The sequence below is a fragment of the Pseudoalteromonas sp. 11L1 genome, from assembly GCF_055397545.1.
The window spans coordinates 2,217,552-2,232,573 of sequence record NZ_AP041141.1 but is presented as its reverse complement, the minus strand read 5'-3'; the positions used below and the strand labels follow the sequence as shown (position 1 = coordinate 2,232,573).

The window sequence follows — 15,022 nt, the reverse complement described above, 5'->3', positions numbered from 1 at the left end:
AAAATAAGGCACTACTATGACCTCCCCTCAGTCTGAACACATTCCTCAAGAAGCATTTGATTGGTATGACGAATACGCTCATGGTTTAATTGATAGACGCACGTTTATGAAAAAACTCGGTGGCTTAGCCGCATTGGGCTTTTCAATGACAGTACTTACAGGTGCATTATTACCTAATTACGCTCAAGCTGAGCAGGTCTCATTTAACGACGATGACATAAAAGCCACTTACCAAGAATTTGATTCGCCTGATGGTCATGGTTCGGGTAAAGGCTATTTAGTGGTTCCAAAAAATACACAAGGCAAGCTACCTGTTGTATTAGTAGTACACGAGAATCGCGGCTTAAATCCGTATGTAAAAGATGTTGCAAGGCGACTGGCTAAAGTCGGCTTTATTGCCTTTGCCCCTGATGCGTTGCACCCACTGGGTGGCTACCCAGGCAACGACGATGAAGGTCGAGCCATGCAACGTACCCTTGATCGCACTAAAATACAAAATGATTTTGTAGCCGCTGCTCACTTTTTAAAAGCACAGCCAAATAGTAATGGTAAATTAGGCGCGGTTGGTTTTTGTTTTGGTGGCTATATTGTTAATTATTTAGCCTCAGTAGACAGTAACTTATTGAGCGCGGGCGTGCCCTTTTATGGCACACCTGCAAGTGAAAGCTTACACAAAAATATAAAAGCGCCGTTAATGATTCAATTAGGTGAACTTGATAAACGGGTTAACGCTACATGGCCTGAGTATGAGCAAAGCTTAAATGCTAACAATGTTGAGTTCATCATGCATAAGTATGAAGGTGCAAACCATGGTTTCCACAATGACTCAACTGGCCGTTACGATGAAAAGAGTGCCGAACTTGCTTGGCAGCGAACCTTGGCGTTTTTTAAAAACTATTTAAGTTAACGTTACTAAACGTGTATTTGTTACTCGTTAATTAATATACGTTTATCAACAATCCCCTGCTTTACTAGCTGATTCAATAAGTGAGCGGTTTTTTCTCTGCACACATCACGCAATAGTCGTACAGCGGGAGTAATCGATTGCCTGCTTGGGCAAATGAGCCACAGCTCACCACAGGTATGCTGGTAATTATTCATCACAGTAACAACGCGTTTATTTAATAAGTCATCGGCAATATCTAACGCTGATTTAACCGCTAAACCTTTACCTGCAACACACCAACGCCTAACTAAATCGCCATCATTTGAGGCACGTCTGCCCTGCATTTTTACTTTGTATTTTTTTTGGCCATCGGTAAACTCCCACACATTATTGATAATATCTTGCAGCTGGTAAAATAATCCGTGATGCTGCGCTAAATCATCTGGGTGCTCTGGCTCACCATATTTAGCTAAATAGGTAGGTGTAGCACAGAGTAGTCGCGGTACGTTGCAAATTTTAAATCCATATACACTACTATCACTGGGTGAGCCATAACGTAGTGCTATATCAACCGAATCACGAAAAAAATCGATATTGCTATCGCTAATGTGCGTACGCAAGCTCACACTTGGGTACTTATCCATGACTTCATCAATCCAAGGTATCACTAAGTTGCGCCCTAAATCAGATGAGGTAGCTACCCGTAACTCCCCTTCAATGGCATCATGTTCTCCTTTAAGATTTTGCCTTGCCGTTTCAAGCACGGCCAGAGCTTGTTCGCATTGGGGAATGTATCGCTCCCCTGCACTAGATAAACGCAAATGACGAGTGGTTCTAATAAATAATTCACAGCCAAGTGCCAACTCTACACGCTTAATAGCAGCACTGGCCGTTGCTGTGCGCATATCTAACTTGGCTGCTGCTAGCGTAATGCTTCGACACTCAGCTACTTTTAAAATCAGTTTTAAGTCATCAACCTGCATATTATCTATTTTTATTTGATAATGATTCAATAATTATGCTGTTTATTTTAAATAAAGCAAATTGTATTATGCTGCTCATACACTCAATGAACACTATTTATCAGCCCTTTTTTATTATGGAGAGACTATGACTCACCCTATTATTCGCGATCTTGAAAGCCGCCACACCGCTAAACGTTATGATGCTACAAAGCGCATTTCTCAAGACGATTTAGCGGTATTGTATAATGCTATGCGTCTTTCTCCTTCGTCAATTAATTCACAGCCTTGGAAATTTATTGTGATTGAATCTGATGCCGCAAAAGAGCGTATGCACAGTACCTTTGCTAATAAGTTTCAATTTAATCAGCCACACATTAAAGCGGCATCACACATTATTTTATTCGCTCATAATCCGCAATATACCCGTGAAAACTATGGCCAAGTAATTGATGCTGATATAAAAAATGGCCGAACTCAAACAGAAAACCGCGAGCAAGCTTTTGGCGCCTTTGCGTTTGTGGATTTAAATACCGATGAGAAGGGTAATAATGCCGCCTGGACTAAAGCACAAACCTACATTGCTTTAGGCAATACTATGCATGCAGCAGCACGCTTAGGGATTGATACCACACCGATGGAAGGCGTTGATGCACAACTGATTGGTGAGGAGTTCGCAAGCGAATTAGACGGCTACATCTGTGATGTCGCACTTGCGCTGGGCTACCATGACGCAGAAGAAGACTACAATGCTAAGCTGCCAAAATCACGTTTAAGCAAAGAACAAATTATTCAGGTTTTATAAGTCATAACTGCTCACTTTAAATAGTAAGTGAGCAGTTTATTATTACTAGGCTAGTTTTGTGACCACAGATGCACTGAGCACTTTGCCTTGTTCAACATCTGCGGTAACAGTGCATAATGCACCATTAACTAAGTTTAAATTAGGAGGAATGTGGCCAATATCAGCATCAATGATCACCGGAAATAAACACCCACCAAAAGCGGCATTTAAGCCTTGGCGATAATCAAACCCTGGGTCTTGCCCTTGTAAGGTCACATGACGACCAATAATCACCCCATTTATATCATCAAACATGCCCGCTAATTTAAGTGACAATAAAAACCTTGCAACGGTCGCTGGCGTGAGCTCTGCGCTTTCTAAATAAAGTACAATACCTTGCGAGGCATTGTGCTTTTTAAACTCATGCAGAGCTAAAAAAGGCGAATCAAGTAACAGCCCAACCGTATCAAGACACCCACCAAACAACCGCCCTGACATTTCAATACTGCGCTTATCGGTGTAATTTAAACATTGCCATTGTGTGGGAACGCTGTGATCAAATAATGCATTCGGGTTTTGTGCGTAATCAGGCTTGCTATGTTGATGGTTAGTCGAGGGGGCTTGCTCAAACTTACTGCTAGCCTCATAGCTTAGGCTTTCAAAAATTTGTAAACAATACGGGTCTTTTTCATCAGGGTGTAATTGAATTAAATTAGCACTATGCAGTGTTGCCCAATTACATTTTGCTGTCAGTGCACAAGCAATCGTACTGACATCTGAATAGCCTACTAACCATTTAGGTTTAGCGTTTTTAATTGCGCTAAAATCAAGCAGAGGCAATATTTCCATTGCCAGCTCTCCGCCCATTGGCGGCATGATCGCATCTATTTCATCATCTAATAAAAAGTCCATTAATTGCTTGGCATGCTGCTTAGCTGTAAGTTGAGTTCGCGGCTCGTTTTGACGTAAAAACTCCCCCTCAACAATCTGATAACCTCGATGTTTTAAGCCATTAATGACAATATCTAACCGTGGATGGTATTTTGATTTGATCCCCGCTGATAAAGAACACACGGCGATTTTAGATCCCACTGTTAAAGGTGCCGGATACAGTATATTTGCCATATTATTTCCTTATTGAAGAATAGGTTACTACCATAACAACATAGCCTACATTTACAAACAATGAATAATATTCAACCGATTCTAAACCAAATATAAAAACCAAGCATAAAAAAACCAGTGCTTATTACTAAGCACTGGTTTTTATAAAACGTTAAAGTGAGTTAACTAATTAAATATACTCAACCTCAATGATTTCGTACTCTACATCACCTTTTGGCGTTTTGATAATCACAGCGTCATCCGCTTGTTTACCAATTAAGCCGCGAGCAATTGGTGAATTAACAGAAATTAAATTACTTTTAATATCTGCTTCATCATCGCCAACAATCTGATATTTAACTTCAGCGTCGGTTTCAACATTAACGATGGTTACTGTAGTCCCAAAAATCACTTTACCTGTATTAGGCATCTTTGTTACGTCAATCATCTGCATGTTTGAAAGTTTTGCTTCAATTTCTTGAATACGGCCTTCACAAAAACCCTGTTGCTCACGCGCAGCGTGATATTCAGCATTTTCTTTTAAGTCACCGTGTTCTCGTGCATCAGCAATATCAGATACAATTTTTGGACGGGTAACAGTTTTTAATTCGTTAAGCTCATCGCGCAATAATTTTGCGCCACGAACTGTCATTGGAATTGATTGCATACTTTTCTCACTTAATCCCAAGGCCATGGTTATGGCCTTGGCACATTTCCTTAGTTCAATCGCAGGTGTAGTTCTTGAACAGACGTCACTTTACTGCGGTCATCTGCTTGGTTAGCAGTACAGTTAGCAAATGCCGCATTCAATGTCGTAGTATAATTGGTTTTGTGTTGCAATGCACCACGACGTAACACCTTCGAATCTTCAATCGCTTGGCGACCTTCGGTGGTATTAACGATATAGCTATACTCGCCATTTTTGATTCTATCAAGAATGTGCGGACGACCTTCGTATACTTTATTTACACGGCGAACCGTAATTCCAGCATCTTCAAGTGCAGCAGCTGTTCCACCTGTTGCATCTAGCTCAAAACCAAGTTCTGTCATGGTTTTAGCTAGTTCTACAATACGTGGCTTATCGCTATTACGTACAGATAGTAACGCGCGACCACCACGTGGTAAAGTGTTGCTTGCACCTAATTGTGCTTTTGCAAACGCTTCGGCGAAAGTATCACCAACACCCATTACTTCACCCGTTGAGCGCATTTCAGGTCCACGGATAGGATCCACACCTTGGAACTTAGCAAATGGCAATACCACTTCTTTTACGCTGTAGTAAGGTGGAATCACTTCTTTAGTAATGCCTTGGCTTGCTAAAGATTGACCCGCCATACAACGTGCCGCTACTTTTGCAAGTGCTACACCCGTTGCTTTAGATACAAATGGAACTGTACGTGCTGCACGTGGGTTTACTTCGATTAGATACACTTTGCCATCTTTAACCGCAAACTGTGTATTCATCAAACCAACTACGCCAAGTTCAAGTGCCATATCAGTTACTTGCTTACGCATCACATCTTGCACTTCTTGCGTTAGCGAGTGAGCTGGTAATGAACATGCTGAGTCACCAGAGTGAACGCCCGCTTGTTCAATATGCTCCATGATACCGCCAATAATCACTTGCTCGCCGTCGCAAATTGCGTCAACGTCAACTTCTATCGCGTTATCTAAGAAACGGTCTAGTAATACTGGCGCTTCATTTGATGCAGATACCGCTTCGGTCATGTAACGACGTAAGTCTTGCTCATCGTATACAATTTCCATCGCACGACCACCTAATACGTACGAAGGACGTACTACCAGTGGGAAACCAATTTCAACTGATTTAAGTAGTGCTTCTTCAGTAGAGGTAACCGTCGCATTTTCTGGTTGCAGTAAGTCTAAACGCTCAACAAGTTGTTGGAAACGCTCACGGTCTTCTGCACGGTCAATGGCATCAGGTGAAGTACCAATTACAGGCACACCGTTAGCTTCAAGCTCACGCGCTAGTTTAAGTGGTGTTTGACCACCGTACTGCACGATAACGCCTTTTGGCTTTTCAACACGTACAATTTCTAGTACGTCTTCAAGCGTAATTGGCTCAAAGTATAAACGATCAGATGTGTCGTAATCGGTAGAAACCGTTTCAGGGTTACAGTTAACCATGATGGTCTCGTAGCCGTCTTCGCGAAGCGCAAGGGCTGCGTGTACACAACAGTAATCAAATTCAATACCTTGGCCGATACGGTTAGGACCGCCACCAATTACCATGATTTTATCACGGTCAGATGCGTTAGCTTCACATTCTTCATCGTAAGATGAGTACATGTAAGCAGTGTCTGAGCTAAATTCTGCGGCGCACGTATCAACGCGTTTGTAAACAGGTACAATATTGAGTTGATGGCGCTTTTTACGAATTTCAGCTTCTGACACACCAGCAATTTCTGCAATACGCGGATCTGCAAACCCTTTGCGTTTAAGTTTACGCAAGAAGTCCGCATTTAAGCCGGCCATACCGACTTCTGAAATTTTAGCTTCATCTTTTAGGATGTCTTCAATTTGTACTAAGTACCAAGGGTCAATCTTAGTCAGTTCGAACACATCTTCAACGCTCATTCCATGGCGCATCGCATCGGCAATGTACCAAATACGCTCTGCACCAGGCTCACGTAATTCACGAATGATTTTTTCTTTTGCTTTCGGGTCGTCAAGCGCCACAATTGGGTTAAAGCCCGTTGCGCCTACTTCTAAACCACGTAATGCTTTTTGTAATGACTCTTGTTGGTTACGACCAATCGCCATTACTTCGCCTACTGATTTCATTTGCGTTGTTAAACGGTCGTTTGCACCGGCAAATTTTTCAAAGTTAAAGCGAGGAATTTTTGTTACAACATAATCGATTGAAGGCTCAAACGATGCTGGGGTTTTACCGCCAGTAATATCATTTTGAAGCTCATCAAGTGTGTAACCTACAGCCAATTTCGCTGCAATTTTAGCAATTGGGAAACCCGTTGCTTTAGACGCCAATGCAGATGAACGTGATACACGTGGGTTCATCTCGATGATAACCATACGGCCATCAACTGGATTTACACCAAATTGTACGTTTGAACCGCCGGTTTCAACACCAATTTCACGCAATACGGCCATAGAGGCATTACGCATGATTTGGTATTCTTTGTCGGTTAATGTTTGTGCTGGTGCAACCGTGATTGAGTCACCTGTGTGCACACCCATTGGGTCAAAGTTTTCAATAGAACAGACGATAATACAGTTGTCTTTTTTGTCACGAACAACTTCCATTTCGTATTCTTTCCAACCAATTAACGACTCATCTATTAATAACTCGCTGGTTGGTGAAAGGTCTAAACCGCGCTCACAGATTTCTTCAAACTCTTCCATGTTATAAGCCACACCGCCGCCGGTGCCGCCCATTGTGAAAGAAGGACGAATAATACACGGTAAGCCGATACGGGTCATGGTATCGCGCGCTTCATCCATTGAATGGGCAATTTCAGCACGTGGACATTCTAGGCCGATGTTACGCATAGCAACATCAAAACGCTCACGGTTTTCGGCTTTATCGATTGCATCGGCTGTTGCACCTATAAGCTCAACACCATGCTTTGCCAATACACCGTGCTTATCTAAATCAAGCGCACAGTTTAATGCCGTTTGACCACCCATTGTAGGCAGTACAGCATCTGGCTTTTCTTTTTCAATAATTTTTTCTACCACTTCCCAGTGAATTGGTTCGATGTATGTTGCATCAGCCATTTCTGGGTCAGTCATGATAGTGGCTGGGTTTGAGTTAACGAGTATAACTCTATAGCCTTCTTCTCTTAGTGCTTTACACGCTTGAGCACCAGAGTAGTCAAATTCACAAGCTTGACCAATTACAATTGGGCCTGCGCCTAAGATAAGAATGCTTTTTATATCGGTACGTTTTGGCATTATTACTCCGGTTAAATTAGTGGTTACGCGCTTGCATCAAATCGATGAAGTGGTCAAATAATGGGGCTGCATCGTGCGGACCAGGACTTGCTTCAGGATGACCCTGGAAGCTAAACGCTGGTTTATCTGTACGGTGAATACCTTGTAATGTACCGTCAAATAACGATTTGTGCGTAGCACGTAAATTATCTGGTAATGTGGCTTCATCTGCAGCAAAACCGTGGTTTTGTGCAGTGATCATTACAACATCGCGGTCAAGATCTTTAACTGGGTGGTTACCACCATGGTGGCCAAACTTCATTTTTACTGTTTTAGCACCTGAGGCAAGTGCTAGTAGTTGATGCCCTAAACAAATACCAAAAATTGGCGTGTCGGTTTCTAAAAAGGTTTTAATTGCATCAATGGCATAAGTACATGGCTCAGGATCGCCAGGGCCGTTTGATAAGAAAATACCATCTGGGTTTAAGGCTAGTACGTCAGCGGCAGAGGTTTGTGCTGGGACAACGGTCAGTTTACAACCACGATCAACAAGCATACGTAAAATGTTACGTTTAACACCGAAGTCGTAGGCAACAACATGAAACTTTTCATCATCAGCGTGTAAGGTTTTAAACCCCTCGCCTAATGTCCAGCTTGATTCGCGCCACTCAAAATTTTCCTTGGTTGAGACAACTTTTGCTAAATCCATACCTTTTAAGCCTGGGAAGGCTTGCGCGGCTTCGAGCGCTTTTTTCTCGTCTAGTTCGTCACCAGCAACAATACAGCCATTTTGTGCGCCTTTGTCACGCAAAATACGGGTTAGTTTTCTGGTGTCGATGTCCGCAATACCTAAAATATTACGTTCTTTTAAGTAATCATCTAACGATTGCTCGTTACGAAAATTACTTGCTAGCAGTGGCAAATCACGGATCACTAGGCCTTTCGCCCAAATGTGACTCGCTTCTTCGTCTTCGCTGTTGGTACCCGTATTACCGATATGTGGGTACGTCAAAGTTACGATTTGTTCCGCGTACGATGGATCAGTCAAAATTTCTTGATAACCAGTCATAGACGTATTGAATACTACTTCACCGACTGACATGCCGTCAGCGCCGATTGCAGTACCGCGAAACACTGTGCCGTCTTCTAGGACTAACAGAGCGGATTTAGTCAAGTTAAACCTCCTAACAGTAAAAAACGGGAGTAAGCAAATTGCTTAACACCCCGCCAATACCCAAATAATTGGTCAAAACCTGATTCCTGTGAGCTTAAATTGTTTTACGCAGTCTTAAATGATGCCGATGTAAACCACTAAACCTTCATTCATTTTTCTTGCCTAAAACTCTTTTTATTCCCACACAAACCCCGGTTTTGCTAACCATATGAGTATAATTGGAAACACGCATTTAGTAATTTTTGGCAAATTGGCTGTATTCTACATGAAGTTGGCTTTTAGGTCTAACGCTAATTAGTAAATTGTAATAAATAAGTGGTTATACCAAAAAACCACCTCAAAGCGTTAAAAAAGGAACTTAACTACTTTAAATCTAGCACATCTTGCATATCATAAAGTCCTGCTGGTTTATTTTTCAACCACTGCGCAGCTCTTATAGCACCTAGCGCGAAGGTCATTCGCGAACTTGCTTTATGGGTTAATTCAAGTCTTTCGCCTATTGTAGCGAAGTAGGCTGTGTGTTCACCTACTATATCGCCGCCTCTTAGCACCGAATAGCCAATTTCATTTTGTGATTTGGCCTGCTCTATGTTGTTACGATCATAAACAGCAACCTCATCATGATCCCACCCTTTAGCCTGTGCAATCGACTCGCCAATAGCTAATGCTGTACCCGATGGCGCATCGATTTTATGGCGATGATGCGCTTCAAAAATTTCAATATCTAAATCATCGCCTAATTTTGTCGCTGCTGTTTGCACTAAGTTAAGCAGTAAATTTACGCCCACGCTATAATTACGCGCAAATACGATCGGGATATGTTTAGCGGCATCGGTTAATAGAGCCATATCATCATGAGTTAAGCCAGTGGTGCCAATTACCATAGGTGTTTTTTTCTCAACAGCTGTTTTTAAGTGATTTCTCATGCCTTGTGGAAGGGTAAAGTCTATAAGCACATCTACATTTTCAACCTGCTGTTCACTGCTAAAGTGAATGTCTTTTGCAGCTGCACTATTAAGTTGATTAACCGATAGACCGACTAACTCAGACTCACTGCGTACATAGGCCGCCGCTAATTGTGAATTTTTATTGATTGTTGCTGCTTCTAAAAGTGCTAGGCCCATACGGCCATTCGCACCAAACACACCTACTCGATTCATCTTTTTACAACCTATGTATTTTTTAGTTAGCTAGATTTTATCTAAAACTCATGTAATAGTCAGGAAAGCTTATAAAAAAGCTTCGATTATTTTAGGGTCTGTTGACCTTTGCGGATTAAAATTTGTTTAAACTAGGAGTGGTTTAATCGTGGCGCGAGGTTTGTAACCTAGTGGGCTAAGTAAAAACCGAGCAACAAAGAGTAAATCGCTCCTAGGCAGAACCCTTCGGGCAGCGCCTGTTTGGCATTGATGCTGCGTTATCGCCTATTTATGGGGAATACCACACCACATAGGCTCTGCCTTGCCTAAATACCAAACAGACTGCTGCAAATTTAACCTTGAAAGATCAACAGACCCTCATAATAATAACAGATAGTCTTTGCATTTAGCCATCTATACATTTAAACTTCTTTTTTGCGCCGATTTGGTCTTTGGCTTGCGGGCGCTGTTGAGTTACTTATCTGGTTAGATAGTAAAACAAACAACTAAATTCAGCTAAAAGAGGGATGCTTTGGCTGTTAAGTATATCAATCGGTTTCGATTGCTATGAATAATTAATGAGGATTATGATGCAGCCATCATTTGATAAAAATAAAGCAAGATTTTCTTTGCTACCCCTACTCACCTTTGTTGCTATTTTTTTAGGCTCAGGCTTATATTTGCAATCTCAAGGGGTTGATTATGCATTTTATCAACTCCCAGCACCGGTCGCTATTTTACCTGCGATTGTTTTAGCCTTTATCTTAAACAAAGCCAGTATTAATCAAAGTGTAGAAACCTTTATTAAAGGCGTGGGTAATAACAATATTATTACCATGTGCCTTATCTATTTATTAGCAGGTGCTTTTTCTGCGGTTGCAGGGGCAACCGGTGGCGTTGACGCGGTTGTTAATGCTGGTCTCTCTCTTATTCCCCCTTCATTACTTCTGCCTGGTTTGTTTTTAATTGCAGCGGTTATCTCTACTGCGATGGGCACGTCAATGGGAACTATCGGTGCTATTGGCCCAATTGCTTATGCAGTATCAATGAAAACAGGGATTGATCCCGCATTAATGGCCGGTACCATTGTATCTGGCGCCATGTTTGGTGATAACCTATCAATAATTTCCGACACTACGATTGCAGCTACCCGCACGCAAGGCTGTGAAATGAAAGATAAGTTTAAAGAAAATCTTAAAATTGCTGTTCCGGCCGCTATCCTTACTATTGCATTACTATTGTTTTTAACGCCTGCAGCACAAGTAGTTGATACCAAAGACTACGATATTTTATTAGTACTTCCTTATGCCTTTATTCTAGTCTTGGCGGTAATGGGCTTTAATGTATTTGTAGTACTGTTAAGCGGTATTGTTTTCGCCGCATTGATGGGCTTTACCGGAAGCTATGAAGGCGCCAGCTTTGTAAAAGATATTTACCAAGGTTTTAGCGACATGCAGGAAATATTTTTACTGTCTATGTTTATTGGTGGCCTCTCTGAGTTTATTCGTATTAATGGCGGCCTCGACTACATCGCGCAAAAAATTCAAGCAATCACTAAGGTCATTGCAAAATGGCATCGCAAGGTAGCGGATCAGTTAGGGATAGCTGCATTAGTGCTAACCAGCAATATGTGTATTGCTAACAACACAGTGTCTATTATTGTGACTGGCCCTATTGCTAAAAAGCTAGCTGACGATGGCGAAATTAGTGGTAAACGTTCTGCCAGTTTATTAGATATTTTTGCCTGTGTTACCCAAGGGTCTTTACCTTACGGCGCACAAGCACTTCTGCTTGGTGCTACATTTAAAATTAGCCCGTGGGAAGTATCAACCTCATCTTACTACTGCTTTATTTTAGCTTTTACCGCTATTGCGGTTATTTGTTTACGTCGTAATAAAGCTTAAATCTTCTTTAAACAGTGTATTAGCCACATGCTAGTACACTGTTTATGACAATAAATAATTAACAAATTAACCGTCTTTGCTATAATGTGGTATTCAGCGTGTCACATAAAATATGGTTATGAAAATTAAAAACTTACTTCCTCTCGTTGCACTTAGTGCGTGTGCCTTAAGTTCAACAGCTACTGCTGCTAATTGGAGCAGTACTGCGCTTCATATTAACAACGGTAATCATAAAAACCCGTTCACTGAACAAAAATCAAGCACCACGGTTTATTCATTGCAACATGCTTCAGGCCATGACTATGGGGATAACTTTTTCTTTATTGATTACAGCACTGATGGCAATGACGATAACTACCAAGATCAAGACTTTTACTTTGAAGGTTATTCTACGCTTAGCTTATCGGCCGTTATGGACGAAAAAGTAGCGTCAGGTGCGCTCGTTGATGTTGGCCTAACCATGGGTATTAATGCCGCAGGCGATGCTAAAGTTGTTAAATACTTACCGGGTGTAAAATTAAGCTGGGATGTACCTGGTTTTAATTTCTTCTCAACCCTTGTGACTGCCTACATTGATGATAGTGAAGGTGTTGCGAAAGGCGGTGCGCCAATTGAAACCAACAGCTGGATGTTTGACGTTGCTTTTGAATATCCATTTATGATCGGCTCACAAAAATTTAGTGTTAAGGGTCATGCGGAATATATTGCTGAGCGTGAAGATGAGTTTGGTAATGACGTACGCGCTTGGTTTTTAGCTCAACCTATTATTGTATGGGATATGGGGCATGCGCTAGAAATGAAAGAAAACACCTTACTGTTAGGTATGGAGTGGCAGTACTGGCATAACAAACTTGGTACAGATGTTACAGAGTCAGTTCCACAAGTACACATAGAGTGGACTTTTTAATAATTAAATACTTAACTATTAAAAAATAAAACCTGTCATTAGACAGGTTTTTTTATGGTTGATTACAACTTACACTGCGGATTTTTACCTTGTGCTTTAGCTGCTTTTTGCTCACTAAGCGCTTTACTCATTTGCGATTGTAAATTTGCAATACGGCTTGTTGGTGCTGGGTGAGTTGATAAAAACTCTGGCGTTGCCCCACTGCCCGCTTGACTCATATTTTGCCAAAGCGTAACAGACTCTTTAGGGTTGAAACCTGCTTGCGCCATTAAATCTAAACCAATAACGTCAGCTTCTGTCTCATGTGAACGACTAAACGGTAAAACCACACCATATTGAGCGCCAAGACCAAGCCCTTGCATAATTTCATTGCGGTATTGCACGTTACCCATTTCAAGCGCCGCACTGCCCACTTTCATTCCGGTTTGTAAAATAGAGCTTTGTGAAACACGTTCATTTGAGTGCTCTGCAATCACATGACCGACTTCATGACCTAAAACAGTTGCAAGCTGATCTTGATTTGTAGCAATTTTTAATAATCCAGTGTGCACGCCAATATAACCACCTGGCAATGCAAAAGCGTTTGCAGATTCATCTTCAAATACCACCACTTCCCAATTTTGAGATGCATAATCTGTAGGAAGCACGGCTACTACTTTGTCAGCAATACAATTGACGTAACTGTTAACTTTTGGGTCTTTATTTACCGGCTGCGTTTTTTTCATTTGGGCAAAACTCGCAGTGCCCATTTGACTCATTTGTTGATCTGAGTAAAGCGCAATCTGTGTGCGTCCAGTTGGTGATGTTTTACAACCTACTAATACTGCACTGGCAAGTACTGCCAAAACCAATTTCTTCATTATAATGCCCTAAAAAAGTTTGTTACTGAGTATAGAATACCAAACGCAGTGTTAGTTTAAAATCTTTGCTTTTTGCGATTAAACAATTAAGTTAGCAGGCAAACTAAGTTTATCCAACGCCATTGCCCTGCTATACTGCCCAACCTATATTCGTTGTTTTGAGTTTTTAAATGAGCGCTTCGGCTTCTTCTTTTAATACCCGTATTTTATTGCCTTTATTAGCCAGTATTGTAGCAATCACGCCTTTAGCCATTGATATGTATTTACCGGCTATGCTGGTAATTGCCAACGATCTCAATACTAGCATGCCAAATGTTCAAATCTCGTTGAGTATCTATTTAGCAGGTTATGCATTGGGCATGTTATTTTTTGGCCCCATAGCCGATCAAATTGGCAGGCGTAAACTGGCACGAATAGGGCTCAGTTTATTTGGCTTGAGTTCACTCGCTTTAGCATTTACCACTGAAGTGCATACTTTTTGGCTGTTAAGAGCAGTACAGGCATTTACAGGGGCGGCAGCTACGGTTGTGGTTCCAGGGATTATTAGACACATATATCAAAAAAATACTGCTAAGGGTATGTCGTACGTGTCTATGATTATGATGATAGCGCCTTTACTTGCCCCCTCTATCGGCTCAGTTATTTTAGGCTTTTCGCTTTGGTCGACTATTTTTATTGTTTTAGCGGCTTATAGCTTTGTAATTTTACTTTTTGTGCAGCGTTATTTAATCGATATCCCGATATTTAAAAATGATCGAAAAGGGTTATCGCTATTCTTTTCGAGTTACAAAGTGGTATTAAGCAACCCGCACGCCCGCGCTGATATTTTAAGCTCGATGTTTGTGTCGTTTGGCTTTTTTTGCTTTTTAACCTCGGTTCCATATATTTACCTCGACTTATTTAAAGTATCGGAACAATTGTTTGGCCTGCTATTCGCTTTTAATGTAATGGCGCTGATGTTTGGTAACTTTTTAAATACTCGCGTAGTGCCACGTATTGGCTCACGAAAAATGCTTTATTACGGGCTAATGTGTGGTTTTTTATCTGGCACAGCATTACTCAGCTTTAGTGTGTTGCATTTATCGCTTTACTTTATTGTTGCGGCTATTGCCCCGTTAATGATGAGCTTAGGCATAATAGCAAGTAATGCAGATTCATTAATTTTGATGAAGTTTGAACAAAATACCGGAACTGCTACGGCGGTTATCGGCACCTTGCGTTTTGGTAGTGGCGCATTAGTAGGCCCTATATTAGCGGTAATGCATGCACAAAGTGCGGTTCCATTTTCTAGTTTAATGTTTAGTGCGGTGGTACTGACAATACTGGTGCAGTTAATACATTATTTGAAAGACAAAAAAAATGCCTCATAATGAGGCATTTTTAAATT

The 15,022-nt window shown here is 41.3% G+C and carries 12 protein-coding genes; 5 read left to right on the top strand and 7 right to left on the bottom strand.

Annotation, left to right across the window (positions count from 1 at the left end; all coding sequences use genetic code 11):
* Nucleotides 1-16 precede the first annotated feature (16 nt).
* Nucleotides 17-907, top strand: a complete 891-nt coding sequence (locus ACZ5WS_RS10510; RefSeq protein ID WP_138607544.1) for a dienelactone hydrolase family protein — start codon at nucleotides 17-19, stop codon at nucleotides 905-907.
* 20 nt (nucleotides 908-927) lie between these two features.
* Here ACZ5WS_RS10510 and ACZ5WS_RS10505 read toward each other — a convergent pair whose 3' ends face one another.
* Complete coding sequence (locus ACZ5WS_RS10505; protein WP_171039624.1) at nucleotides 928-1,869, bottom strand: LysR family transcriptional regulator; 942 nt, start codon at nucleotides 1,867-1,869, stop codon at nucleotides 928-930.
* A gap of 127 nt (nucleotides 1,870-1,996) precedes the next feature.
* Here ACZ5WS_RS10505 and ACZ5WS_RS10500 point away from each other — a divergent pair, with 127 nt between their 5' ends.
* Entirely contained in the window at nucleotides 1,997-2,653 is a 657-nt protein-coding gene (locus ACZ5WS_RS10500; protein WP_054201099.1) for a nitroreductase family protein, read from the top strand.
* Nucleotides 2,654-2,698: 45 nt separating this feature from the next.
* Here ACZ5WS_RS10500 and ACZ5WS_RS10495 read toward each other — a convergent pair whose 3' ends face one another.
* From ACZ5WS_RS10495 to dapB, 5 genes are all read right to left on the bottom strand, one after another.
* Nucleotides 2,699-3,757: a S66 family peptidase gene (locus ACZ5WS_RS10495; protein WP_138607548.1), complete on the bottom strand. Its 1,059-nt coding sequence runs from the start codon at nucleotides 3,755-3,757 to the stop codon at nucleotides 2,699-2,701.
* 169 nt (nucleotides 3,758-3,926) lie between these two features.
* Nucleotides 3,927-4,403: a transcription elongation factor GreA gene (greA, locus tag ACZ5WS_RS10490; RefSeq protein ID WP_010388635.1), complete on the bottom strand. Its 477-nt coding sequence runs from the start codon at nucleotides 4,401-4,403 to the stop codon at nucleotides 3,927-3,929.
* A gap of 50 nt (nucleotides 4,404-4,453) precedes the next feature.
* On the bottom strand, nucleotides 4,454-7,672 hold the full coding sequence (gene carB / locus ACZ5WS_RS10485; protein ID WP_178956215.1) for a carbamoyl-phosphate synthase large subunit: 3,219 nt from the start codon (nucleotides 7,670-7,672) through the stop codon (nucleotides 4,454-4,456).
* 16 nt (nucleotides 7,673-7,688) lie between these two features.
* Entirely contained in the window at nucleotides 7,689-8,825 is a 1,137-nt protein-coding gene (gene carA / locus ACZ5WS_RS10480; protein WP_008113125.1) for a glutamine-hydrolyzing carbamoyl-phosphate synthase small subunit, read from the bottom strand.
* A 362-nt stretch (nucleotides 8,826-9,187) separates the two neighbouring features.
* On the bottom strand, nucleotides 9,188-9,985 hold the full coding sequence (dapB, locus tag ACZ5WS_RS10475) for a 4-hydroxy-tetrahydrodipicolinate reductase (protein ID WP_464708440.1): 798 nt from the start codon (nucleotides 9,983-9,985) through the stop codon (nucleotides 9,188-9,190).
* A 569-nt stretch (nucleotides 9,986-10,554) separates the two neighbouring features.
* Here dapB and ACZ5WS_RS10470 point away from each other — a divergent pair.
* Together ACZ5WS_RS10470 and ACZ5WS_RS10465 are read left to right on the top strand one after the other, a co-directional pair.
* Entirely contained in the window at nucleotides 10,555-11,868 is a 1,314-nt protein-coding gene (locus ACZ5WS_RS10470) for a Na+/H+ antiporter NhaC family protein (RefSeq protein WP_198523808.1), read from the top strand.
* A 118-nt stretch (nucleotides 11,869-11,986) separates the two neighbouring features.
* Nucleotides 11,987-12,775 (top strand): hypothetical protein, encoded by a 789-nt coding sequence (locus ACZ5WS_RS10465; protein ID WP_055012946.1) that lies wholly within the window; start codon nucleotides 11,987-11,989, stop codon nucleotides 12,773-12,775.
* Nucleotides 12,776-12,837: 62 nt separating this feature from the next.
* On the opposite strand, the gene ACZ5WS_RS10460 is transcribed toward ACZ5WS_RS10465, so the two are convergent.
* Nucleotides 12,838-13,635, bottom strand: a complete 798-nt coding sequence (locus tag ACZ5WS_RS10460; protein WP_193048948.1) for a M48 family metallopeptidase — start codon at nucleotides 13,633-13,635, stop codon at nucleotides 12,838-12,840.
* A gap of 170 nt (nucleotides 13,636-13,805) precedes the next feature.
* Here ACZ5WS_RS10460 and ACZ5WS_RS10455 point away from each other — a divergent pair, with 170 nt between their 5' ends.
* Complete coding sequence (locus ACZ5WS_RS10455) at nucleotides 13,806-15,005, top strand: Bcr/CflA family efflux MFS transporter (protein WP_464708434.1); 1,200 nt, start codon at nucleotides 13,806-13,808, stop codon at nucleotides 15,003-15,005.
* The last annotated feature ends 17 nt before the right edge of the window (nucleotides 15,006-15,022 follow it).